Source organism: Magnetospirillum sp. WYHS-4, assembly GCA_039908345.1.
Classification (GTDB): domain Bacteria; phylum Pseudomonadota; class Alphaproteobacteria; order Rhodospirillales; family GLO-3; genus JAMOBD01.
This window is the reverse complement of sequence record JAMOBD010000002.1, coordinates 1-22,339: the sequence shown is the minus strand read 5'-3', so window position 1 is coordinate 22,339 and position 22,339 is coordinate 1. Positions and strand designations below refer to the sequence as shown.

Genomic DNA, 22,339 nt, shown 5'->3' with positions numbered 1-22,339 from the left:
GCGCTCTAGCGGGCGGTCAGCAGAACGCCGGGCCTTCCTTGAAGCCCAGCTTCTTGAGGATCTTGGCCAGCGGGCAGAAGCCGGTGAAGGCGGCCTGGAAGAGGTTCAGGCCCACGAAGGCCGTGAAGCCTAGCCAGTAGACATGGTGCAACTGCGACAGCGCGACGCTGAGCAGGATGGCGATGCCGGCGAAGGCCATCACCAAACGATCGATGGACATCCGTTTCTCCTGTCCTATCATCAATTCACGGGTTTTTGAGCAGGTCCCCCTGGGCAAACCGGGCGAGACCTATTACATTAGTCTAGCCTAATTTAGCGCACCCTAATGTTCCGTCAAGGGGCCATCATGAAGAACCTGCCTTACCATCTCAAGCTGCTGATCCTCAAGGTCGCGGTGGCCGTTCTCGTCCTGGTGGGCGGGGCGGTGTTCGCCGTAGCCCGGGTGAAGGCGGCCGACGAATGGCCGGTCGCCAGGCGCACGGTCCAGGACCTGAAGGCCGTGATGGCGACGGTGGAAAGCGTGGACATGGTGGCGGCGCGCAGCCGGATCGAGGGGGTGCTGTCCGAGTTGCTGATCGACGAGGGCAGCCAAGTGGAGGCCGGGCAGCCGCTGGCGCGGGTCATCGACGCCAAGCTGAAGCTGCGCATGGATGCTTTGGAGGCCCGGGGTACCTCCCTGGAATCCGAACGCCACCTAGCCGAGACGGCCCTGGCGCGGGCGCGTGAGTTGAAGGCCTCGGGTACCATTCCGCAGGCCCGCCTGGACGAGGCGCAGAGCAAGTTCGAGGTGACGACCCGCAACCTCGCCGCGCTACGCGCCGAGCGCAAGGTCATCGAGGAACAGAAGGACGAAGGCGCCATCCTCGCACCGGCGCCCGGCCGGGTGATCCGGGTGCCCGTCTCGCGGAATTCCGTGGTCATGCCGGGCGAAACCGTGGCAACCATCGCCGCCAACACCTACATCCTGCGCGTCCAGTTGCCGGAACGCCATGCCCGCTTCGTCAAGATGGGAGATACCGTCCTGGTGGGCGAACGCGGCCTGGGCGCCACCGCCGCCGACGGGGGGGAGCCCCGCAAGTCCGGCCTGGTGCGGCAGGTCTATCCGGAAATCCGCCAGGGCCGCGTGGTGGCCGACGTGACCGTTCCCGACCTGGGCGACTTCTTCGTCGGCGAGCGGGTGCAGGTCTTCGTGTCCGCCGGGGAACGCGAAGCCATCCTGGTGCCGCCCGCCTATGTCTTCCAGCGCTACGGCGTCAGCTTCGTGCGCCTGAAGGACGGCCGCGAGGCGGTGGTCCAGCCCGGCCGCATGCTGGACGGCGGCCTTGAAATCCTTTCCGGCCTGAAGGACGGCGACGTCCTGGCAGCCGGGACCCGGTAGGGGCGGGACGCCATGACACTGGGTCTTTCCGGGTCCATCGCCCGCGCCACGCTCCGCTCGCCCTTGACGCCGCTGTTCCTGTTGACGGCGATCACGATCGGCATCCTGGCCCTGTTGGCCCTGCCGCGCGAGGAGGAACCCCAGATCAGCGTGCCCATGGTCGATATCCTGGTGCGCGCCGACGGCCTGAAGGCGGCCGATGTCATCGAACTGGTCACCGAGCCTTTGGAAGACATCGTCAAGGGCATCGGCGAGGTGGAGCACGTCTATTCCCAGTCCGAGGACGACCGCGTCCTGGTCACCGCCCGTTTCCAGGTGGGCACGCGCCAGGAACGGGCCATGGTCCGGGTGCACGAGAAGATCCGCGCCAACCTGAACCGGCTGCCCATGGGCATCCCGGAACCCTTGATCGTCGGGCGCGGCATCGACGACGTGCCCATCGTCACCCTGACGCTCAAGCCGCAGGCCGGCCACGCGGACCGCTGGACCGACAACGGCCTCTATCATGTGGCGGAGGAACTGCTGCACGAGATGGTCAAGGTCAAGGACGTCGGCCTGACCTTCATCGTCGGCGGCCGCCACGACCAGATCCGCGTCGAGCCGGACCCGGAACGCCTGTCCCTTTACGGCGTCACCCTGAACCAGGTGGTCGAGAAGGTGAGGAACGCCAACCGCTCCTTCCTGGTCGGCAACCTGCGCGACGGCGGCCGCAGCCTGCCCGTGCTGGCCGGGCAGACTCTGCAAGGCATGCCCGACATCGGCCTGCTGCTGATTACCGCCCGCGACGGCCGGCCGGTCTATCTGCGCGACGTGGCGACCGTTGTGGTGGGGGCGGAGCCGGGCGAGGACCGGGTCTGGCATCTGGGCAAGGACGAAGGGCCGGTGCCCGCCGTTACGCTCGCCATCGCCAAGCGCCAGGGCGCCAACGCGGTGCTGGTGGCCAAGGAGGCTCTTCAGCGCCTGGCCTCCGTCCAGGGCCACCTGGTGCCGCCGGGCGTCGAAGTGCTGGTCACCCGCAACTACGGCGACACGGCCAAGGAGAAATCGGACGAACTGCTGTTCCACCTGCTTCTGGCCACCCTGTCCATCGTCGCCCTCGTCACCCTGGCGCTCAGTTGGCGCGAGGGGCTGGTAGTGCTGGTGGTGGTGCCGACGACCATCCTGCTGACCCTGTTCGCCGCCTGGCTGATGGGCTACACGCTGAACCGGGTAAGCCTGTTCGCGCTCATCTTCTCCATCGGCATCCTGGTCGACGACGCCATCGTGGTGGTGGAGAACATCGTCCGGCGCTGGAAGGAAGGCGGCAACGTCCGCCTGTTCGATTCCACGGTGGAAGCGGTGGCCGAGGTCGGCAATCCGACCATCGTCGCGACGCTCACCATCGTCGCCGCCCTGCTGCCCATGATGTTCGTTTCCGGCCTGATGGGGCCCTACATGAGCCCCATTCCGGCCAACGCATCGGCGGCCATGCTGTTTTCCTTCTTCGTGGCGGTGATCCTGGCGCCCTGGCTGCTCTGCCGCATCGGCTGCCGGGGCCGCGACCTGCCCGGCGTCGACGGCCGCAAGCCGCAGCCGGAAGGCCATCACGAGATCGGCGCGCTGGGGCGCTTCTATCTGAAGGTGGCCGGGCCCCTGCTGGTGGGGCGGGGCCGGGCGCTGGCGTTTCTGCTGGCGGTGGCCGGCCTGACCCTGGTCTCGCTGCTGCCCTTCGCCAGCAAGCACGTGACGGTGAAGCTGCTGCCCTTCGACAACAAGTCGGAACTCCAGGTGGTGGCCGACCTGCCGGAAGGTTCCAGCCTGGAAGACACCGAACGGGTCCTGATGGCCGCCGCCGGCCGCCTGCGCGGCCTGCCCGAACTGGTGCACATGCAGGCTTACGCGGGGACGGCCTCGCCCTTCAACTTCAGCGGCCTGATCCGCCATACCTACCTGCGCGACAAGCCCTGGATGGGCGACTTGCAGCTCAACCTGACGCCCAAGGACCGCCGCGACCGCAAGAGCCACGCGGTGGCCCTGGAAGTCCGTCGCCTGTTGGCCGGGTTGGATCTGCCGGAAGGCACCGTCCTGAAGGTGGTCGAGGTGCCGCCCGGACCGCCGGTGCTGGCGACCCTGCTGGCCGAGATCTACGGCCCCGACGAGGAGGTACGCCGCGTCGCCGCCCGCAAGGTGAAGGACGCCTTCCGCAAGGTCGATTTCGTGGTCGACGTGGACGACTTCATGGGCCAGCCGGCGGAACGCCTGCGCCTGGAAATCGACCAGGAGAACATGGAATTCCACGGGGTGCAGGAACAGGCGCTCTACGATACCCTGCAAGCCCTGCTGGGCGGGGTGTCGGTGGGCTATTCGCACCGGGGCGGCGGAGTGAACCCGGTCGAGATCGCCGTCCGCCTGCCCAAGGAAGGCCTGGCCCTGGGCGAACGCCTGCTCGCCACCCCCGTTCCCGCCCCCGGCGAGGCGGGCGATTCGGGGCGGGTGGTGGAACTGGGCGACGTGGTGCGCCTGAAGCGCGAAAGAGCCTCCTATCCCCTGTTCCGCCACAACGGCCGCGCCGCCGAGGTGGTGACCGCCGAACTGGCCGGTCGCTTCGAGGCGCCGCTCTACGGCATGCTGGCGGTGGGCGAGGTCCTGAAGACCCTGGACTGGGGACCGGGCGGGCCGCCGGAAATCCGCTTCGCCGGCCAGCCCTTGGACGAATCGAAGGTCACCTTGCTGTGGGACGGCGAATGGGAGGTCACCTACGTCACATTCCGCGACATGGGGATCGCGTTCGCCTTCGCCCTGCTGGGCATCTACTTCCTGGTGGTCGGGCAGTTCGGCAGCTTCCGCCTGCCGCTGGTCATCCTGACGCCGGTTCCCCTGACCCTGATCGGCATCGTGTTCGGCCACTGGCTGCTGGGGGCGCCCTTCACCGCAACCTCGATGATCGGCTTCATCGCCTTGGCCGGCATCATCGTGCGCAATTCGATCCTGCTGGTCGACTTCGTCCGCCATCCCGAAAACCATGGCCGGCCGCTGCGCGAGGTCCTGCTGGAAGCTGGAGCCATCCGCTTCAAGCCGATTTTCCTTACGGCGCTGGCCGCCGTGATCGGCGCCGCCTTCATCTTGGCCGACCCCATCTTCCAGGGCCTGGCGATTTCCATGGTCTTCGGCCTGGCTTCGTCGACGGCGCTTACCCTGCTGGTGATTCCGGCGCTCTACGTGGTCTTCCGCGACGACGGGGGGCCGCTGCCGGGGAAATAGAACGGCGGAACCCGGTCTATTCCGCCGTCACCTTGCGCGGGCGGACTTCGTAAGGGTGTTTTGCCGACCACTTCTTGACGAAGGCCACGAGGTCGTCGTCGGGCTTGGCGGGCAGCACCACCTGGAGAGTAACGTAATGGTCGCCGCGGCCCTCGCCGCCCGCGTGCTCCAGTCCCTTGCCCTTGAGCCGCAGCATGGTTCCGGTGTTCGAGCCGGCCGGGATGCCTACCACCACCGGGCCGTCGACGGTCGCTACTTCCGCCTTGGTACCCAGCAGGGCCTCGGCCAGAGTGACCGGCAGGTTGCTGTGAAGGTCGTCGTCCTTGCGGGTGAACTGGGGATGGAGGGCGACGGAAATCTCGATCAGGGCGTCGCCGGGTTCCGCCCCGCCAAGCCCCGGCATGCCCTGGCCCTTGAGACGCAACATCTGCCCGTCGCGGGTGCCGGGCGGGACGCGCACCTCCAGATGCTTGCCGGTGGTCATGCCGACCCGCTTGACGGTTCCGCGGGCGGCTTCCAGGAAATCGATCTTCAACTGGTAATCGACATTGGCGCCGCGCACCTTGATGCCCGCCTTATCGCGGGCCGAACGCTGGCGGAAGAAGTCGTCGAAGGGCCGCTTGGCCTTGGTGCCGGCGCCGGGTGGAGCGCGCCGCGCCTTGCGGTTGCCGTTGGCGTCGACATCGCCGCGGTCGTAAGCGGCCCGTGTCTGGGGATCGGACAGCAGGTCGTAGGCGGCCGTAATGTCCTTGAACCGGCTTTCCGCCCAGGGATTGTCGGGGTCCGTGTCGGGATGCAGCTCGCGGGCGAGCTGGCGGAAGGTCTTCTTGATTTCTTCTTGGCTGGCGTTGCGGGCAACGCCAAGAACCTCATAGGGGTCTCGCATAGGCGAGACCCCCTGGGATTCCGGACTCGTGCAAGGCCATTACTGGACGATCCGCCAAGTGCCGTCGGCCTGCCGGCAGGCCCGTCCCATGGCCTTTTCCGTGCGGCCGTCGACGGTGACGCTGTTCTCGAACTCGCGGCAGTCCTCGCCCTGGGCCGTTTGGTAGGTGCGGGTGGGCGTGATGGTGCCGGAATTGCCCGAGTCGGGGTTGCGCCAAGCCGAGGCGACGCCGCTCGGGGTGGATTCCAAGGCCTGACTGCTGGTCTTTTGCATGATCGCCTTGTCGGCGTTGTCCAGCGACTTGCCGATTTCGCTTCCCAGGAAGGCGCCGGCCAGGGTGCCGATGGCGATTCCGACCATCTGGCCCTTGCCGCCGCCGACCTGCGAGCCGGCCAGCGCACCGAGACCGGCACCAGCCAATGTGCCCATGGTCTGCTTGGGGTTGTCCTGCATGCTCTGGCAGCCGGCGAGGAAAAAGCCCGCCAGGGCGAGGGCTACGATAGGCTTGCGCATCATGACGACTGAATCTCCGGTTGCGTGGTTCTTGACATTCGGCCGGGACGAACCTTCCTTACCTTACACCAGGAAGCACGGATGGCCCAAGAGGACGTTCGTTCCGTCTGGAAACTCTCGATCCTGATTTAGCCCCCCCATTATGGCAGAAAAGTGATGACTGTCACCGATCCCGCGAACCCCATTTCCCGTTTCCGGGAATGGCTGGCCGAGGCCGGGAAGGCCGAACCCAACGATCCCAACGCCATGGCCTTGGCGACCGCCGACGAACAGGGCCGGCCCAGCGTCCGCATGGTGCTGCTGAAGGACGTCGACGACCGCGGTTTCACCTTTTACACCAACCTGGAAAGCCGCAAAGGTGGGCAATTGGCCGTCAATCCCCAGGCGGCACTCTGCTTCCATTGGAAGAGCCTGCGCCGCCAAGTGCGGGTCGAAGGCCCTGTGGAAAGGGTGGAAGATACGGAAGCCGACACCTATTTCGCTTCCCGCCAGCGCCTGAGCCAGATCGGGGCCTGGGCCTCCAAGCAGTCGCGGCCCCTGGAAGGCCGGTTCGAATTGGAACGACGGGTCGCCGAATTCACCGCCAGATTCGGCTTCGGCCCGGTCCCCCGGCCACCCTTCTGGTCTGGCTTTCGCATCGTCCCCGAACTTATCGAGTTCTGGGAAGACAAGCCGTTCCGCCTGCATGACCGGGTGGTGTATACTCGGGGCCAATCCGGCTGGACCGCGGAGTCGCTGTTTCCATGAGAAGCGCCGAACCCCAGAACGTCGCGCCGCCCGCCCCCGATGCGGGCCAGGCACGGCTCATGCGGGCCGCCACCTACGCCTCGGTCGGGGTCGCGACAACGCTGATCGCCGCCAAATTCTCCGCCTGGATGATGACCGATTCGGTGGCCCTTCTGTCCACCCTGATCGATTCCTTCCTCGACGTCGCCGCCTCCCTGGTCAATCTGATGGCCGTGCACCATTCCCTGCAGCCGGCCGACCGAGACCACCGCTTCGGCCACGGAAAGGCCGAACCTTTGGCCGGCCTCGGGCAGGCGGCGTTCATAGGCGGATCGGGAGTATTCCTGCTGTTGCAGGCTGGCGAGCGGCTGGCCCATCCGCGGGCGGTGGATAATACCACGGTGGGCTTGGCGGTCATGGGCCTGTCCATCCTGCTGACCCTTGTCCTGGTCCTGTTCCAGAAATCGGTGGTCAAGCGGACCGGTTCGGTGGCCGTGGCGGCCGACTCGCTGCACTATCAGACCGACCTGCTGGTCAATGCCAGCGTGGCCGTATCCCTGGTCCTGGTGGCCCAGTTTGGATGGGGAGTGGCCGATCCGCTTTTCGCCCTGGCCATCGTCGCTTACATCCTGCATGGCGCATGGAAGATCGGGCGGGATTCCCTGGACCACCTGATGGACAGGGAGATGCCGGAAGCCGATCGCCTTAATATCCGCGAACTGGTGGTCGGCCATCCCGGCGTCATCGGCATGCACGACCTGCGCACCCGGCTGGCAGGGATGCGGGCCTTCGTGCAATTGCACCTGGAAATGCCCGGCCACCTGACCCTGGCCGAGGCGCACGAGATCGCCGAGCAGGTCATGTACAAGATCGAAGCCGCCTATCCGAACGCCGAGGTGCTCATCCACGAGGACCCGCAAGGCGTCCAGGAACGGCGCGTCGTATTCCGGTAAGCGGCCTGTCGGCCAGGCGGTCCCCGAGAGCGCTCGCCAAGCGAGGCATATCCCGCTAGTCTGGGGGCATGACCGACGTCTCTTGCATCGTCTGCGGATCGCGCCGCTGGCGCCTTCGCCATCGCGGAATGCACGACCTGGAATACGGCTTGGCGCTGCCCGCCCTCGACATCGTGGAATGTCCGGACTGCGGGCTTCTGCGCCTCGATCCCATGCCCGCCCCGGAGACCCTGCTGACCTTCTACACCCCGGACTATGCCAATACCCGCCTGGCGACCGAAAGGTCGCTGCGCAGCCGCTTGGCGGGGCTTTACGACCGGCGCCTGATCCGCCGCTTCGCCCAACTCGCGGGACCGGCGGCGGCGGTGCTGGACGTGGGGTGCTCGGCCGGGCACTTGGTCGCCAAGATGCAGGCGGCCATGCCCGGCTGGACGGTGACCGGGGTCGAGACCGATGCTTCCGCCGTGGCGGCCGGACGTGCGCTGGGCCGCAACATCGTCCTGGGCGGCCTGGACGAGGCGCCGCTTCGGGCCGGGTCCTTCGATCTGGTCGTGCTCAATCACGTGGTCGAGCACGTGGCCGACCCGCGGGCTCTCCTCGCGAGGGTCCTCGAACTGCTCAAGCCCGGCGGGCACGCCTACATCGAGATGCCCAACACCGCCTGCCTCGATTTCCGGCTGCTCGGGCGCTGGTGGGGCGGCATCCATTTTCCCCGGCACACCTACCTGTTTTCCGGTGCCAATGCAGCCATCCTGCTGGAAGGCGTCGGGTTCGCCGGCATCGCCATCGAGAATACGCCACAGATTTTCGGCTGGGCCATGGGTTGGCAGAACTGGTTGGCCGACAAGGCCGGCCTGTCCGTGAAGGGCGGCCGGTCGGCGATCTATCCCGCCCTGATGCTGGCGGCGCTGCCGCTGGTCCTCCTGCAGGATCGCCTGGGTGCCACCGCTTCGATGGCGGCGGTGGCGCACAAGCCCGTTTAGACGGCTTCCCAGTGGCAGTCGAGGCGCAGCTCGCCAGCCGTGTTGGCGATGGTGGCCAGGCAGCGCTGGGTGGCATCGGGCGGTATGTTGACCGCCATGTTGACCACATATTGGCCGCCGCCGGGGCCTGGAATCTTCTCGGCATGCAGACGAACGATGTTGGCGTGAAACTGCACGAAGACCTCGCAGAGCCGCGCCACCAAACCGGGGCGGTCGCCACCGCTCACCGCGATGCGATGCGTCACTTGGCCGGCCGGGCCATGCACGGGGGCCAGATCGAAATGGCGCACCGAGACCTGGGCGCCGTCCAGTTCCGGCAGGGTCTTGAGTTCGGCTTCCACCGCCCCCGGCGCGACCGAGGCCGGAAAGTCGCAGAGCGAGGTGAACTCCGCCCCTTCGCCAAGCACCGAGAAGGTGGTATCTCCAAGATTGCCGCCCAGGTCGAAAATCCGTCCGGCGATCTCCGCCACTAGCCCTACCCGGTCCTGGCAGGAGATCGAAATCCATGCGGTATTGGTCATCGTCCTGGCCTGCCCTGGTTGATCGCGCGGCCGACTATAGCAGAATTCTGGTTTCGTGCTATGGTCCGATCCCCGAAAGCGGGGGCGGCATGCGGCAACTGTTGCGCAACAGCGTTGGCCTGGCGATGGCGGCGGTCCTGTGGGCCGCGTCGGCGTTTGCGGATAATCCGTGGGATACCTACCCGTCGGTACCGCCGAAGGTGTCCGAGCGTCTCCACAAAGGGCCGTACCATCACCCCCACGGACTCTATTTCCTGATGCCCGACCGACAGTCGCGGATTTCGGAGAGCGGGCCGCGGGCGGATACGGTGATCCGCTCGAAGCGGAACTATATTCTCAACATCCAAACCAACGACGCCAGTCCGGGCGTCCCTCTTCCGGCCATGATCGTTCGCCTGGAGCGGGAGTTCCTGGGGCCGGGCAAGCCCTGGGAACGCAAGCTACGCGAGTCCGACGCCGCCGTGGCAGGGTTGCCGGCCCGAGGGGCCACCTACGAGGGGCCGGGGGCGCGGATCAAGGTCTTGATCGTCCGGGGCGCCCGCACCGATTTCGTCATCATGTTCCTGGCGATGCCCCACATATTCGACAGCCTGCTGCCCGCCCTAGACGATATCCTGGCGACCTTCCAGCCGGCTCCGGAGGAAATGGCGGCCGGCCCGGGAAAGCGGCCCGGCCCCGCTGTGGGTGTGGGCCCCGCCACCCAGAGCTTCCGCGACGAGACGCTGGGCTACAAACTGGATTTTCCGCGCGATTGGGCGGTCAGCCGGCCCACCTCCTATTCGGTCGCGCTGGGAGGACGGGAAGGGGCCCGCGACGAGGCGGTCGGCATCACGATCCAGAACGTGCGCCCCCCCGCCGCCGCGACCCCCGCCGAGGCCGCCGAGGCCGTGTACGGCGGCCTCAAGCAGCAGTTGGAACAGCCGGCACTGTCCACCATCTACCTGGGGGAGGGAGCCTGGGTCTACGACAAGGCCGGCGTACGCATCGAAGGCCTGCAGTTCCTTGTCGAATATCTGAACCAGGGCCAACGCCACCGCCAGACGACCATCGTGCTGCCGCGTCCCGACGGACCGGTGGCGCACATCCTGTCCTACCAGGCGCCGCAGAAGGAATTCCAGACCTACTGGCCAATGGCCGAGGCGGCGTTCAAGTCCTGGATACTGCTCAACGGCAAGGGAGCCAAGCCATGATCCGCCGTCTTCTTTCGGTCTTCCTGCTGGTCTTCATGGCCGGTGCCGCGCAGGCCGATCCGGCGGGCGGCAAGCCTGGCGTCGACGAGATCCTGCGCTATTTCGACACCATCGTCTTCGGGGCGGAGGTCGACAAGTCCCTGGCCGCCAAGGTGGTTGCCAAATGGCCGACCGACCGCGAGATTTCGGTCGGGCTGCGGGGGAGGTACACCGACGACCATGTCCGGATGTTCGTCAAGCATCTGCGCGAAATCGCCAATCTGACGCGCCTGAAGTTCGACGTCTTCGGCGGCGCTGCCCAAAAGGACCGGCAAGCCGACATCGACCTGGTCTTCGTCAAGCGCGACGAGATGGACAAGATTCAGCTTCCCAACGTCGATCCGGCCCTGGTAGGCCGCATGGCGGCATCCGGGGGATGCTATTTCCTGTCCTTCCGCAAGCCGCCGGAGACCTTCGTCAAGGCGGTGATCGTGGCCAACGTCGAACGCAACCCCGATCACCTGGACGCCTGCCTTCTGGAGGAATTCACGCAGGCTCTGGGTCTGCCTAACGACAGCGACGATCTGCGGCCTTCCGTGTTCAGCGACAAGGACCGCCTCCGGGCGCTCTCGCGGCCCGACCGTATCCTGCTGCGGACCCTTTACGATCCTCGCTTGCCTGCCGGTACGCCGCGGGCGCGGGCGCTGGAAATGGCCCGACCGATCGTCGCCGAGCTTGACCTGCAGATGCCCCTCGATTCGCCCGGACGTTGACCGAGGGTCTGGCTCCGCGTACCCTGATGTCCCATTTCCGACGGAAATCTTCGGTTTTCCATCGTTCTTGGTGGGTTGCCCGGTGGGGCCGGCAAGCGCTAACTGTTTCTTAAAGGCCGGGGCGGTACTTAGGAATGGGGGGAGATGTGTCCGCGTGTGCGGACGCAGGTTCGCCTGGACCTGAAAGTGACCGCGGAAGCAGGTTTGGCATGGCCAAGGGTAGCGCTACCGGATCGAGTCCTATGCAGCTGCGGACGCTGGCCGTCATGCCTGGCGGTATGATGGATATGGTGCTTTCCACCTTTTTCATCAATATCCTCTCTCTGGCCATGCCCTTGGTCCTGCTACAGATTTACGACCGCATCGTTCCCAACAATGCGGCCGGGACCCTGTCTTTGCTGATCATCGGCGTGGGAAGCGCCTTGATCCTGGAGGGCATCCTGCGGGTCGCGCGGTCCTTCGTCAGCGCCTGGATGGGCGCGCGCTTCGATCACTTGGCGGGGTGCAGTGCCGTCGACCGGCTGCTCAACGCCAATCTGGTGGAGTACGAACGTCAGGGCTCCGGCGCCCATCTGGAGCGCCTGCAGGCCTTGACCACCTTGCGGGAGTTCTATTCCGGCCAGGCGATCCTCAACCTCTTGGATCTACCCTTCGCCGTGCTGTTCATCGGAGTCATGGCCTACCTGGCCGGTTGGCTGGCCTGGGTGCCCATCGTCATCGGCCTGGCCTTCCTGCTGTCTGCCCTTATGGTCGGCAAGAAGCTGCGCGCGGCCCTGGAGGGGCGTTCGACCGCCGACGACCGCCGCTTCAACTTCATCATCGAGGTCCTGGGCAATATCCATACCCTGAAGAGCATGGCGATGGAGGAGCAGATGCTCCGCCGCTACGAACGCCTTCAGGAAGGCTGTGCCACCTGGAACCATGACGTCGCCCTGCAGAGCGCCCGTGCCCTGTCCGTCGGGTCCCTCTTCTCCCAGTTGACCCAATTCGCGGTGGTGGGCTTCGGGTCGACCCTGGTGATCGACGGGAGCCTGACCGTGGGAGGCTTGGCGGCCTGCACCATGCTGGCTGGCCGGGCGATGTCCCCGCTGCAGAAGGCGGTCGGCATGTGGACGCGCTATCAAACCATCCGCTTGGCGCGCGAGCGCGTCCATGGCCTGTTCGAGATCAAGCCGGAATCCCAGCGCGGCCTGCCCGAATTCCCGCAGCTGTCGGGCGATATCGAATTGCGCAACGTGACCTTCAACTACGGCAAGACCCGCGACGGCGACATGATGCCCGATATCGTCAAGAACGTATCCTTGCGCATCCGGCAAGGCGAGGCGATCGGCATCTCGGGCGGTAACGTCAGCGGCAAGACGACGCTATTGTACCTGCTTATGGGGGCTCTGAAGCCGGTGGAAGGCCAAGTCCTGATCGATGGCCTCGATCTTTCCGAGTTCGATCCGGTAAGCGTGCGTTCCCAGATCGGCTACCTTCCGCAGGAGGCGGCGCTGTTCAACGGTACGCTCCTGGAGAACATCACCATGTTCCGTCCGGATCGCGAGGAAGGCGCTCTGGAGATCGCCCGCTACCTGGGGCTGGACAACGTGGTCTCGCACATGCCCTATGGCTACGACACCAAGGTCGGAGAAGGCGGCAGCGACTCGTTGCCGCGCGGTATCAAGCAGCGCATCGCCATTGCCCGCGCCTTGGTCGACCGTCCACGTCTGGTTCTGTTCGACGAAGCCAATACGGCCATGGACGGCGCGGGCGATACCATGCTGCGCAACCTCCTGGAACAGCTCAAGGGCCGGGTGACCCTTGTCCTGGTAAGCTGCCGCCCGTCCCTGCTCAAGCTGGCCGATCAGGTTTACGACCTCCAGGCCGGGGTTCTCGTGCCGCGTGTACCGCAGGAACCGCCGGCGGCGCCGGTTGGCGGTCCCATCATCGAGGTCAGACCGTCATGAGAATGGATCTGTTGAAGATCGAGGCCATCGACATTCCGGCCGGTGCAGGCGGGAGCGGTGGCGACCTGCCGGCCGCGGCCGCCGCCGAAATCGGTGGAATCATGGCGGCCGGCCGGGTCGTCATGCTGCCCGATAGACTGAAGAAGCCGCGCTTCCCCATGGGTGGCGGCGAGTCGAGAAAAGGGTAGGGGGCATGTCGTCGCTCTTGTCCAAGATCGAGGCCGACGAAGCGGCGCCACAGTCCGGCGGCGCCCAGCCGTCTTACGGTCAGGGGCTTGGCGGTTCGGCGCCTCTGCCCGCCGCGGCGTCGCCACTTCCGCCGACGCCTGCGGTGGCGACCGGTGGCCGGGTTGCGGTTGGGCTGTCGCATCTCAAGGTCGCCACCGATCTGGCGGCTTGCGTTGCGCCGCTGCTGGAAGCGTTGAATTGGCGGGGTGATCCGCGCCACGTGGCCGAGTCCGTGCCGCATTTCATCGACTCACTGGATATCACCTCCTTTCGAAACATCCTCGCCCATCTGCATTTCGAGAGCCGGCCCCTCGACATCTCCCTGGGGCGGATCGACCCGCGCAACATGCCGTGCCTGTTCCTGCCCCGTGACGGCGAGGCCTTGGTGCTGCTGGGACTGGAGAAGGACGGGATTCGGGTCTTCGATGGAGGAAAGGCGCAGTTCGATGTGGTGCCCCGCCGTTCGCTGCCGGGCACGGCCTACTTCTTCACCCGCATCGACGAGGAGGACCTCGTCCACCAGACACGAACCGGATGGTTCAAAAGCGTCACCGACCGCTTCGTCCCATTGGTATACCAAGCGTTCGGCCTGACCTTCATCCTGAATCTCCTGGCTCTGGTGACGCCGTTGTTCATCATGGCCGTTTACGACAAGGTGATCGCCACCGGTTCCATGGGAACGCTGGCCTACCTTTCCATCGGTGTCGGCATCGCCATCGCCTGCGACATGGTGTTGCGGGGCTTGCGGGCCAAGATACTGGCCTTCGTCGGGGCCCGGCTCGATACATTGGTCGGCAGCTCGGTGTTCCAGAAGATACTCTTCCTGCCGCCCGCCTTCACCGAACGCGCCGCCATCGGCGCCCAGGTGGCGCGCATCAAGGATTTCGAAAACGTGCGCGAATTCTTCACCGGGCCCATGGCGTTGGTGTTCTTCGAAGCTCCCTTCGTCATCATCTTCATCGCGGTGATCGCCTCGCTGGGCGGGTCCGTCGCCGTGGTGCCGGTGATCATGGTGGTGTTGTTCGTGATCTGCGGCGCGGTCATGGCACCGTTCGTGCGCCAAGCCGTGTCGAAAGGGGCGCGCTATGGATCGCGCAAGCAGGAGTTCTCGATCGAGGCCCTGAACAGCATGCGCGCGATCAAGTACTGCGGGGCCGAGCGGATCTGGTTGGCGCGCTACCGCGACCTATCGGCCAAGGCGTCCCTTGCCGGCTACCGTACCGCCGAGATATCGGCCATCAACAACACCATTTCCCATGTCCTGATGATCAGTGCCGGAACCTCGACGGTAGCCTACGGTGTCTTCAAGGTTTTCGATGCCAGCATGACCATGGGCGGGCTGGTGGCATCGATGATGCTGGTCTGGCGGGTCCTGGCCCCGCTACAGACCGGGTTCCTTACCTTGACCCGGCTGACCCAGGTGCGATCCAGTATCAACCAGATCAATAACCTGATGAACCTGAAAGCGGAACGCCAAACGGGCGCCGAAGTGCGCCCGGTACGCCGCATCCGGGGGCGGGTGACCTTCAGCCGCGTGTCCCTTCGCTACTCGCCGGAAAGCGATCCGGCGCTGGTTGGCGTCAGCTTCGATGTGGAACCCGGTCAAGTGGTCTGCGTCGTGGGCGGCAACGGCTCGGGTAAGTCGACCATCCTCAAGCTTCTGATCGGAATGTATGGTGCCCAGGCGGGCGGAATTCGCCTGGACGACATGGACATCCGCCAGATGGACCCCATCGAGTTGCGCTATACATTGGCCTATGCTCCGCAGGTTCCCCAGTTCTTCTATGGTACTATCGCCCAGAACATGCGATTGGCGGTACCCACCGCCACCGATGCCGATCTGCATTGGGCGGCGGATCAGGCGGGCGTTCTGCAGGACATCCTGGCCATGGAGCAAGGCTCCGGGAAGTGGAAGCGCAGCGGGTTCGAAGTGCGCATCGGCGACACCGGGCAATCCCAGATGCCCGCCAGCTTCATGCAGCGCCTCAACTTGGCGCGGGCCTACCTGAAGCGGTCGCCGGTCATGCTGTTCGACGAGCCCGGCAACAACCTCGATTTCGACAGCGACAAGCTTTTCATGCGCCGGGTGGAGGAAATGAAGGGGCAGACCACGTCTTTCATCGTCACCCACCGTCCCAGCCACTTGAAGATCGCCGACTTGATCATCTGGTTGGACGGCGGCCACCTGCGCGCCTTCGGCCCGGCGGCCGAGGTGCGCGCTCAAATGCCGAAGGATTTCCTGTGATGCCGTTGGGTCAAGATATCGTCAAGGTGGATGCGCCGCCGCCACTTGCCCCCGTCAAGCGCGGCGACCGGCAGAGCCGGTTCCTCGCCCAGTCGGTGCTGCTGGAGGAAGGCGGGTCGTCGGGCCTGATCCGGGTCGCGACCCTCACCATCTCGACGGTGGTGGCGGCCTTTCTGGGATGGGCGGCGATCACCGAAGTCGAGGAAGTCGCGGTCGCCCAGGGCGAGGTTGTTCCCAGCGGCCAGATCCAGTCCGTCCAGCACCTGGAGGGCGGAATAATCAAGGAGATCATCGTCCAGGATGGCGATCTGGTGGAGCGCGACCAGCCGATGCTGCGCATGGATCCCCAGGCCGCCTATTCGGAGCACGAGCAGATGCGCGCCCGCGCGATCGGGCTGGGGCTGAAAGCCGAACGCCTGCGATCGGTCGGCGCGGGCGTGAAGCCCGACTTCTCCAAGATTCCGGAAGCTCAGAAATATCCCAGCCTGATCCTGGACCAGCAGTCCATCTACGAAAGCCAGATCGCGTCGCGCGACAACCGGCGCGAGGTCCTGCTGAAGCAACTCGAACAGAAAAAGTCCGATATTTCCTTGCTGAGGGACCGGGAGGCCACCCTTCGCCAAGGCGTGTCGTTGTTGCAGGAGGAATTCCGGCTGCGGGATAGCCTGCTGAAACAGGGGCTTACCACCAAAGTACTGTACCTCGACATCAAGCGCGAGTTGAACGTCCAGCAGGGCGAGTTGTCCAAGCTGCAGTCCGAGCGGTCGCGGGCATTCGAATCCCTTAACGAGGCCACCCAGAAGCTCCTCGAACTCGATACGACCTTGCGTGAAACGGCGATGGTCGAAATGGGAACGGTGACTGCGGAACTTGCCCAGGTCAACGAATCCCTCGCCAAGCTCGACGACCGGGTTCGGCGCCTGGAGGTCCGGGCACCGGTGCGTGGGGTGGTCAAGGGCATGAAGACCCACACGGTCGGCGGTGTCATTCCGCCGGGCGGCGTGGCGTTGGAAATCGTGCCCTTGGAAAAGGAGTTGATCGTCGAAGCCAAGATTTCCACCCGGGACGTCGGCCATGTACGGGTGGGCCAGCCGGTGAAGGTCAAGGTGACGACCTACGACTACGCGCGCTACGGCGGCATTACCGGGGAGCTGAAGGATATCTCGGCTTCAACCTTTCTCGACGAGAAGGATAAGAACCAGCCCTATTACCGGGGCGTAGTGTCCCTGGACAGGAACTACGTCGGCTTCGACCCCGAACGCAATCGGGTTCTCCCCGGCATGACGGTTCAGGCCGACATTACCACCGGCAAGAAGACCCTGCTGCAGTATTTGCTGAAGCCGGTATATAGCTCGATCAGCGAGTCGTTCCGCGAGCGGTGAAGGCGCCACGGGTGGAAGAGACCGCGCTGCGCGACACCATCCAGCGCCTGGCGCTGGCACACCGGGCCTGCGGCTATTGGCAGATCGCCGCGCAGTTGCGCCGCGACGGCTGGGCGGCCAACGGCAAGCAGGCTCACCAGGAGCCCTCGCTCTACACTTTGCTACATATCCCGTCGGTCGCTCTCTTCGAGAAAATTCCCCGCCCAGGCGAGTGCGGCCAGCAGGACGGCCGGGATCGGAACGAAACGCAAAGCCATGCCATGCCCCTCCGTCCTCACCCGCTTGCCCGGCGAAGATCAAGGGTTCCGTTCCACCTCGACCAGATTGGAATTGAACGACGAACCGCCACCCATGTCGGCCGGCGTGTCGGATGTCGTGTGGTTGGGCGAGCCCTTGGCGTAAAGACGGTCCCACCATTGGCCGGGACTGGCCACTACGCCCGGTCGCGTGAATTCGGAAACCCGGGCCTTGAGGATGCATTCGCCGCGTCCGTTGAACACTCTGACCCGGTCGCCGTCCCGAATGCCGCGCGGTTCGGCGTCCGCCGGGTGGATATGGAGCCGTGGCTCCTTCTCGTCCGGCGCGAATCCGGGCGCGAATCCCTGGCTCGAATTGTGGATGGAATGGGCCGACGGCGTCAGGAAGGCCAGGGGATGGCTGGCGAACAGGTCGGGCGAGCCTTCCCGGCTTTCGTGGGGAGGCCGCCAGTGGGGCAGGGGGTCCAAGCCGAGGGATTCCAGGCTTGACGACCAAAGTTCCACCTTGCCGCTGGCCGTCGGGAACCATCCCTTGGCGACACAGGACGCCGCGTCGTCGTAGGACACCGGTGCCCAGCCCTTATCCAGCAGCGCCTCCCGGTCCAGGCCACCGAAGGCGGGCAGGCCGAGGATTTCCTCGATGGCGTCCCATTCGTCCTGGCGGAAGCAGGGATCGTCGAAGTCCATCGCCGCAGCCAGGGCATTGAACACCGCTTGGTTCGAACGCGCCTCCCCCACCGGTGCGATGGCCGGGCGGGTGAGCAGCAGGCTCGGCTGGTAGTAGGAAAACAGCAGGTCGGCCTGTTCGAACTGGGTGGTGCAAGGCAGCACGATATCGGCGAAGCGCGCCGTGTCGGTCGGGTAGATGTCGTGCACCACGGTGAACAGGTCCTCGCGGGCCAAGCCCCGGCGCAGCCGATTCTGGTCGTAGAGAACGGTCGCCGGATTGCCCATGCAGACGTAGAGGCTGCGGCTGCGGCCGTCTTCCAGCATGCGACCCAGGTGGATCATGTTGTAGCCCGCCGCCGGATTGGGGCGCAGCTCGTCGCCGGTCAAGGGGTGGAAGTCGGCGGGGAAGACCGTGCTGGTCGGAAAATAGAGGCCACCGCCCTTGTGGGCCAGCGCCCCGGTCAGCGCCGGCAGGCAGGCCAGGGTGCGCAACGCCATGCCGCCGTTGCTGTGGCGCTGGCAGCCTGGCCCGACGAAGACGAAGGATCGGGGATGGGCGGCGTAGAGACGGGCGAAGGCGCGGATCTCCTCGGCCGGGATATCCGCAATGGTCGCCACCTTCTCGGGCGGATAGTCGGCCAGACGTTCGCGGAAGGCCTCGAAACCGTGGGTGAAACGGGTAACGAAGTTCTGGTCGTGGCGTCCCTCGGCCACGATGACGTTCATCATGGCGAGCGCCAGGGCGCCATCGGTGCCGGGACGGGGGCGCAGGAACAGGTCGGCCTTTTCGGCCCCTGCCACCGCCAGGGGATTGACCACGGCGAAGCGGGCGCCCCGGCGCGCCGCCTGCCGGAAGAAGGGATGCTGGTGGATATGGGTCGAAGCGGCGTTCAGGCCCCAGGCGACGACCAGATCGATGCCTTCCAGGGCCGTCGGGTCGGCGCCCACGTTGGTGCCCATGGTATGTTTGTAGCCGGTTCGGCCGGCCCGGGTGCAGATGGTGCGAATCGGCTGCAGGGTTCCCAGGCGGTTGAAGAACCGCTTGCCGGAAATCTCGCCGTGCACCAGCCCCTCGGTGCCCGATCCGAAGAAGGGCAGGATGGCGAGCGGCCCGTCCTTGGCGATGATGGCTTTCCAGCGCGCGGCGATCTCGGCGATGGCGGCTTCCCAGGAAAGCGGCTCGAATTCGCCGCTTCCCTTGGGACCGCAGCGGCGCAAGGGTGTGGCGAGGCGCTCGCCGCCGTAGACCCGCTGCGGAGCGGGGGATAGCTTGCGGCAAAGGAACCCCTGCGTCACCGGATGGTCGGGGTCTCCTTCCACCTTGACCAGCCGCCCGCTTCGCACATGGGCCAGCACGCCGCAGGTGTCGGCGCAATCGTGCGGACAGACGCAACGCACAAGGCCGTCGGTGGGCGGGCGCAGATCGGGGCGGCGGGACGCAGGCAAAGCTTTTCTCCTTCCGCCAAGGCTTAGAACGCCTGAAGGGGGATTTCAACATGCCTGGCAGGCGGGCTAAAGCTGGACTTGGGGGCCGCGACCCGATAGAACCGATGGACGCATTCCAAGGATGGTCAAGGCATGCTGCGCAGCCAAGGCAGGCCCATCGAAATTCTGGTCATCGAAGACGATCCCGCGAATGCGCGGATGATCGCCGAGGCGCTTGGCAAGAGCGGCATTCCCCATACGGTCCATACGGTTCATTGCGAGCGCGACGGTTTGGCTTTCCTGCGCCAGGAGGGGGAGTTCAAGGGGCGTCCGCGCCCCGATCTGGTGATTCTCGATATTGCCATGCCCGAGTGCTCGCAAAGCTGCGACGTATTGTCCGAAATCAAGAACGACTCCCTGAACCACCGCTTGCCGGTGGTGGTGCTGGGCACTCTCGATTCCGACGCGGCGGTGATGGAGACCTATCTCAAGAACGCCAACGCCTACATTGCCAAGCCTTCCGATGCCGACCAGTTCGCCAAGGCCCTGGAGACGTTGGGGGCCTTCTGGCTTCGGGTCGTCACCGTGGTGCCCCGGTAAAGGCCGGCCATGCTGCACAAGCCGGCAATCAGGCTCTTGATGGTGGAAGACAATCCCGGCGACGCGCGCCTGATTCAGGTGATGCTGCAGGACGTGGGCGGTTTCCAAGTGACCTGGGCGGAGACCCTGGCGGCGGCGCTGGACCATGTCCGGGACAAGCCTACCGACGCCGTGCTGCTTGACCTGTCTCTGCCCGATTCTCATGGCATGGACACGGTGCGTGCCGTGCGCAAGGCGGCGCCCGGCCTGCCCATCGTCATCTTCACCGGCCTCGACGACGAGGAGGTGGGCCTCTGCGCCGTCCAGGAAGGCTGCCAGGACTACCTGGTCAAGGGCCAGGGCGACGAGAACCTGATCCGGCGGACCATCTATTATGCCATCGAGCGCAAGGCCACCGAGCAGGCGTTGCGCGAAAGCGAGGACCGCTACCGCGGTCTGGTCGAACTGTCCCCCGACGCCATCCTGGCGCACCGCGACGGGATTGTCGTCTTCGCCAACCGGCAGGCGGTAAGGCTTCTGGCGGCGGCGAAGGCGAACGATCTGGTGGGAAGGCCCGTGGCGGGCTTGATCCATCCCGAGTCCGCCTTCGCGGTGGATGGCACCAGTCCCCTGACAGACCCTCCCGATGCGATTGGCGAGGCCTCCTACCGCGAGGAGGCCCTGCAGCGCTACGATGGCGTGATGGTCCCGGTCGAGGTCGGCGGTAGCCCCATCGTCTTCGAGGGGCGGCCGGCGGTGCAACTGGTCATCCGCGATATCACCGAGCGCAAGCAGGCGGAAGAAGGCCTGCGCCTGGCTGCGACGGTCTTCCAGACCACCAACGAAGCCATCATGGTGTCGGATGCCCACAACAACATCAAGGCGGTGAACCCGGCCTTCACCCGCGTAACCGGCTACATGCCCGACGACGTGGTGGGAAAGACTCCCAACATGCTCAGCTCGGGCCGGCACGACGCCGAGTTCTACCGGCAGATGTGGCACCACATCAACGACGTCGGCCACTGGGAGGGCGAGATCTGGAATCGCCGCAAGACCGGCGAGGTCTTTCCCGAGTGGCTGTCGATCACGGCGATCCGCGACGGCGACGGCAAGGTCCTGGAATACGCCGCGGTCTTCAGCGACATCACCAAGCGCAAGCAGGACGAGGAACGCATCCGCTATCAGGCCAATTACGACGCGCTCACCGGCCTGCCCAACCGTACTTTGTTCCTTGACCGCTTGAGCCGCGCGGTCATCACCGGGCGCCGCGAAGGCACCATGGTGGGCCTGCTGTTCATCGATCTGGACCGCTTCAAGGTGGTCAACGACACCCTGGGCCATGCCTTCGGCGACATGTTGTTGGAGAAGGCGGCCAAACGCCTGCTGGGCTGTGTGCGCGAGGCCGATACCGTGGCCCGCCTGGGTGGCGACGAATTCACCGTCATTCTGCGCGAAATCCATCGTGGGTCGGACGCCGCCGTGGTGGCCGAACAGATCGTCGAAAGCATCGGCAAGCCCTTCCAGTTGGACGGCAACGAAGCCTTCATCGGCGCCAGCATCGGCATAACCATCTATCCCAATGATGCGCCCGACCCGGCGACCATGCTGCGCAACGCCGACATGGCCATGTACAAGGCCAAGGAATCGGGGCGCAACGGATACCGGTTCTTCACTCCCGAGATGGACGAGCAGGCGCTGACCCGCATGACGCTGGAACACGACCTTCGCCATGCCCTGCACCGGAACGAATTCGAAATCCACTACCAGCCGATCATCGACACGGAGACCGAGAAGCTGTCCGGTGCCGAGGCCCTGGTGCGCTGGCGCCATCCCGAACGTGGCCTGATCATGCCGGCGGACTTCATCCAGGTGGCGGAAGACACCGGCGTGATCCTGGAGATTGGCGACTGGATCATGCGGGATGCCTTCAAGCAGGTGCGTGCTTGGCGGGACGAGGGACTGCCGCTGTTCAAGCTATCGGTCAACCTGTCCAGTATCCAGGTCAAGCGCGGTCTGACCGCGATGCGCACGGTCGCCATCCTGCAGGAATCCGGCCTGCCCCCCGATGCGGTGACCTTCGAGATCACCGAACGCCTCATCATGGGCGACACCCGGGAGTCGGTGGACTGGCTGCATCAGGTGGAGGCGGCGGGGCTGGGGCTGTCGGTGGACGATTTCGGCACCGGCTATTCCTCGCTCAGCTACCTGCGCAAGTTCCCCTTGGATACGGTGAAGATCGACAAGTCCTTCGTCAGCGACGTGACCACCGATCCCGACGATGCCCGTCTGGCGGCGGCGGTGATTGCGCTCGCCCACAGCCTGGATCTCAAGGTGGTGGGCGAGGGCGTCGAGACCCTGGAGCAACTGGCCTTCCTGCGCACCCACGGCTGCGATTACGTCCAGGGCTACCTGTTCGGCCGCCCCATGGACGCCGCCACCTTCCGCCAGTTCCTGCTGTCGATC

The 22,339-nt window shown here is 65.5% G+C and carries 18 protein-coding genes; 13 read left to right on the top strand and 5 right to left on the bottom strand.

Annotated elements, in window-relative coordinates; all coding sequences use genetic code 11:
- Positions 1–16 precede the first annotated feature (16 nt).
- Positions 17–220 (bottom strand): DUF2892 domain-containing protein, encoded by a 204-nt coding sequence (locus H7841_01335; protein ID MEO5335526.1) that lies wholly within the window; start codon positions 218–220, stop codon positions 17–19.
- A gap of 126 nt (positions 221–346) precedes the next feature.
- On the opposite strand from H7841_01335, the gene H7841_01330 reads away from it, so the two are divergent.
- Complete coding sequence (locus H7841_01330; protein ID MEO5335525.1) at positions 347–1,378, top strand: efflux RND transporter periplasmic adaptor subunit; 1,032 nt, start codon at positions 347–349, stop codon at positions 1,376–1,378.
- 12 nt (positions 1,379–1,390) lie between these two features.
- A complete protein-coding gene (locus tag H7841_01325) occupies positions 1,391–4,618 on the top strand; it encodes an efflux RND transporter permease subunit (GenBank protein MEO5335524.1) in 3,228 nt (1,075 codons plus the stop codon).
- 16 nt (positions 4,619–4,634) lie between these two features.
- On the opposite strand, the gene H7841_01320 is transcribed toward H7841_01325, so the two are convergent.
- Both H7841_01320 and H7841_01315 read right to left on the bottom strand, forming a co-directional pair.
- Entirely contained in the window at positions 4,635–5,504 is an 870-nt protein-coding gene (locus H7841_01320) for a J domain-containing protein (protein MEO5335523.1), read from the bottom strand.
- Between the two features lie 39 nt (positions 5,505–5,543).
- A complete protein-coding gene (locus H7841_01315) occupies positions 5,544–6,020 on the bottom strand; it encodes an RT0821/Lpp0805 family surface protein (GenBank protein MEO5335522.1) in 477 nt (158 codons plus the stop codon).
- 153 nt (positions 6,021–6,173) lie between these two features.
- Between H7841_01315 and pdxH the strand changes: the two genes are divergently transcribed.
- The 3 genes from pdxH (at position 6,174) to H7841_01300 (ending at position 8,679) form a co-directional block, all read left to right on the top strand.
- Positions 6,174–6,764 carry a pyridoxamine 5'-phosphate oxidase gene (gene pdxH / locus H7841_01310; protein ID MEO5335521.1) on the top strand — a complete coding sequence of 197 codons (591 nt, stop codon included), beginning with the start codon at positions 6,174–6,176 and terminating at the stop codon, positions 6,762–6,764.
- Positions 6,761–7,696 carry a cation diffusion facilitator family transporter gene (locus H7841_01305; GenBank protein ID MEO5335520.1) on the top strand — a complete coding sequence of 312 codons (936 nt, stop codon included), beginning with the start codon at positions 6,761–6,763 and terminating at the stop codon, positions 7,694–7,696. Before pdxH ends, H7841_01305 begins: the two co-directional genes overlap by 4 nt.
- Before the next feature lie 68 nt (positions 7,697–7,764).
- Positions 7,765–8,679, top strand: a complete 915-nt coding sequence (locus H7841_01300) for a class I SAM-dependent methyltransferase (GenBank protein ID MEO5335519.1) — start codon at positions 7,765–7,767, stop codon at positions 8,677–8,679.
- Here the strand turns inward: H7841_01300 and H7841_01295 are convergent.
- On the bottom strand, positions 8,676–9,200 hold the full coding sequence (locus H7841_01295) for an amino acid-binding protein (GenBank protein MEO5335518.1): 525 nt from the start codon (positions 9,198–9,200) through the stop codon (positions 8,676–8,678). The genes H7841_01300 and H7841_01295 overlap by 4 nt on opposite strands.
- A gap of 89 nt (positions 9,201–9,289) precedes the next feature.
- Between H7841_01295 and H7841_01290 the strand changes: the two genes are divergently transcribed.
- The 6 genes from H7841_01290 (at position 9,290) to H7841_01265 (ending at position 16,946) form a co-directional block, all read left to right on the top strand.
- A complete protein-coding gene (locus H7841_01290; protein ID MEO5335517.1) occupies positions 9,290–10,390 on the top strand; it encodes a hypothetical protein in 1,101 nt (366 codons plus the stop codon).
- Complete coding sequence (locus H7841_01285) at positions 10,387–11,142, top strand: DUF2927 domain-containing protein (protein MEO5335516.1); 756 nt, start codon at positions 10,387–10,389, stop codon at positions 11,140–11,142. Before H7841_01290 ends, H7841_01285 begins: the two co-directional genes overlap by 4 nt.
- A 242-nt stretch (positions 11,143–11,384) precedes the next feature.
- The gene (locus H7841_01280; protein MEO5335515.1) at positions 11,385–13,091 is read left to right on the top strand and encodes a peptidase domain-containing ABC transporter; all 1,707 of its coding nucleotides are present in this window, start codon (positions 11,385–11,387) and stop codon (positions 13,089–13,091) included.
- Entirely contained in the window at positions 13,088–13,279 is a 192-nt protein-coding gene (locus H7841_01275) for a hypothetical protein (GenBank protein ID MEO5335514.1), read from the top strand. The genes H7841_01280 and H7841_01275 overlap by 4 nt, the downstream gene beginning before the upstream one ends.
- Positions 13,280–13,284: 5 nt before the next feature.
- A complete protein-coding gene (locus tag H7841_01270) occupies positions 13,285–15,564 on the top strand; it encodes an ABC transporter transmembrane domain-containing protein (GenBank protein ID MEO5335513.1) in 2,280 nt (759 codons plus the stop codon).
- Entirely contained in the window at positions 15,564–16,946 is a 1,383-nt protein-coding gene (locus H7841_01265; protein MEO5335512.1) for an HlyD family type I secretion periplasmic adaptor subunit, read from the top strand. Before H7841_01270 ends, H7841_01265 begins: the two co-directional genes overlap by 1 nt.
- Before the next feature lie 296 nt (positions 16,947–17,242).
- On the opposite strand, the gene H7841_01260 is transcribed toward H7841_01265, so the two are convergent.
- Complete coding sequence (locus H7841_01260) at positions 17,243–19,318, bottom strand: molybdopterin oxidoreductase family protein (protein ID MEO5335511.1); 2,076 nt, start codon at positions 19,316–19,318, stop codon at positions 17,243–17,245.
- A 132-nt stretch (positions 19,319–19,450) separates the two neighbouring features.
- Between H7841_01260 and H7841_01255 the strand changes: the two genes are divergently transcribed.
- Together H7841_01255 and H7841_01250 are read left to right on the top strand one after the other, a co-directional pair.
- Positions 19,451–19,897 (top strand): response regulator, encoded by a 447-nt coding sequence (locus H7841_01255; GenBank protein MEO5335510.1) that lies wholly within the window; start codon positions 19,451–19,453, stop codon positions 19,895–19,897.
- A 9-nt stretch (positions 19,898–19,906) separates the two neighbouring features.
- On the top strand, positions 19,907–22,339 hold a 2,433-nt coding region (locus H7841_01250; GenBank protein ID MEO5335509.1), incomplete at its 3' end, for an EAL domain-containing protein.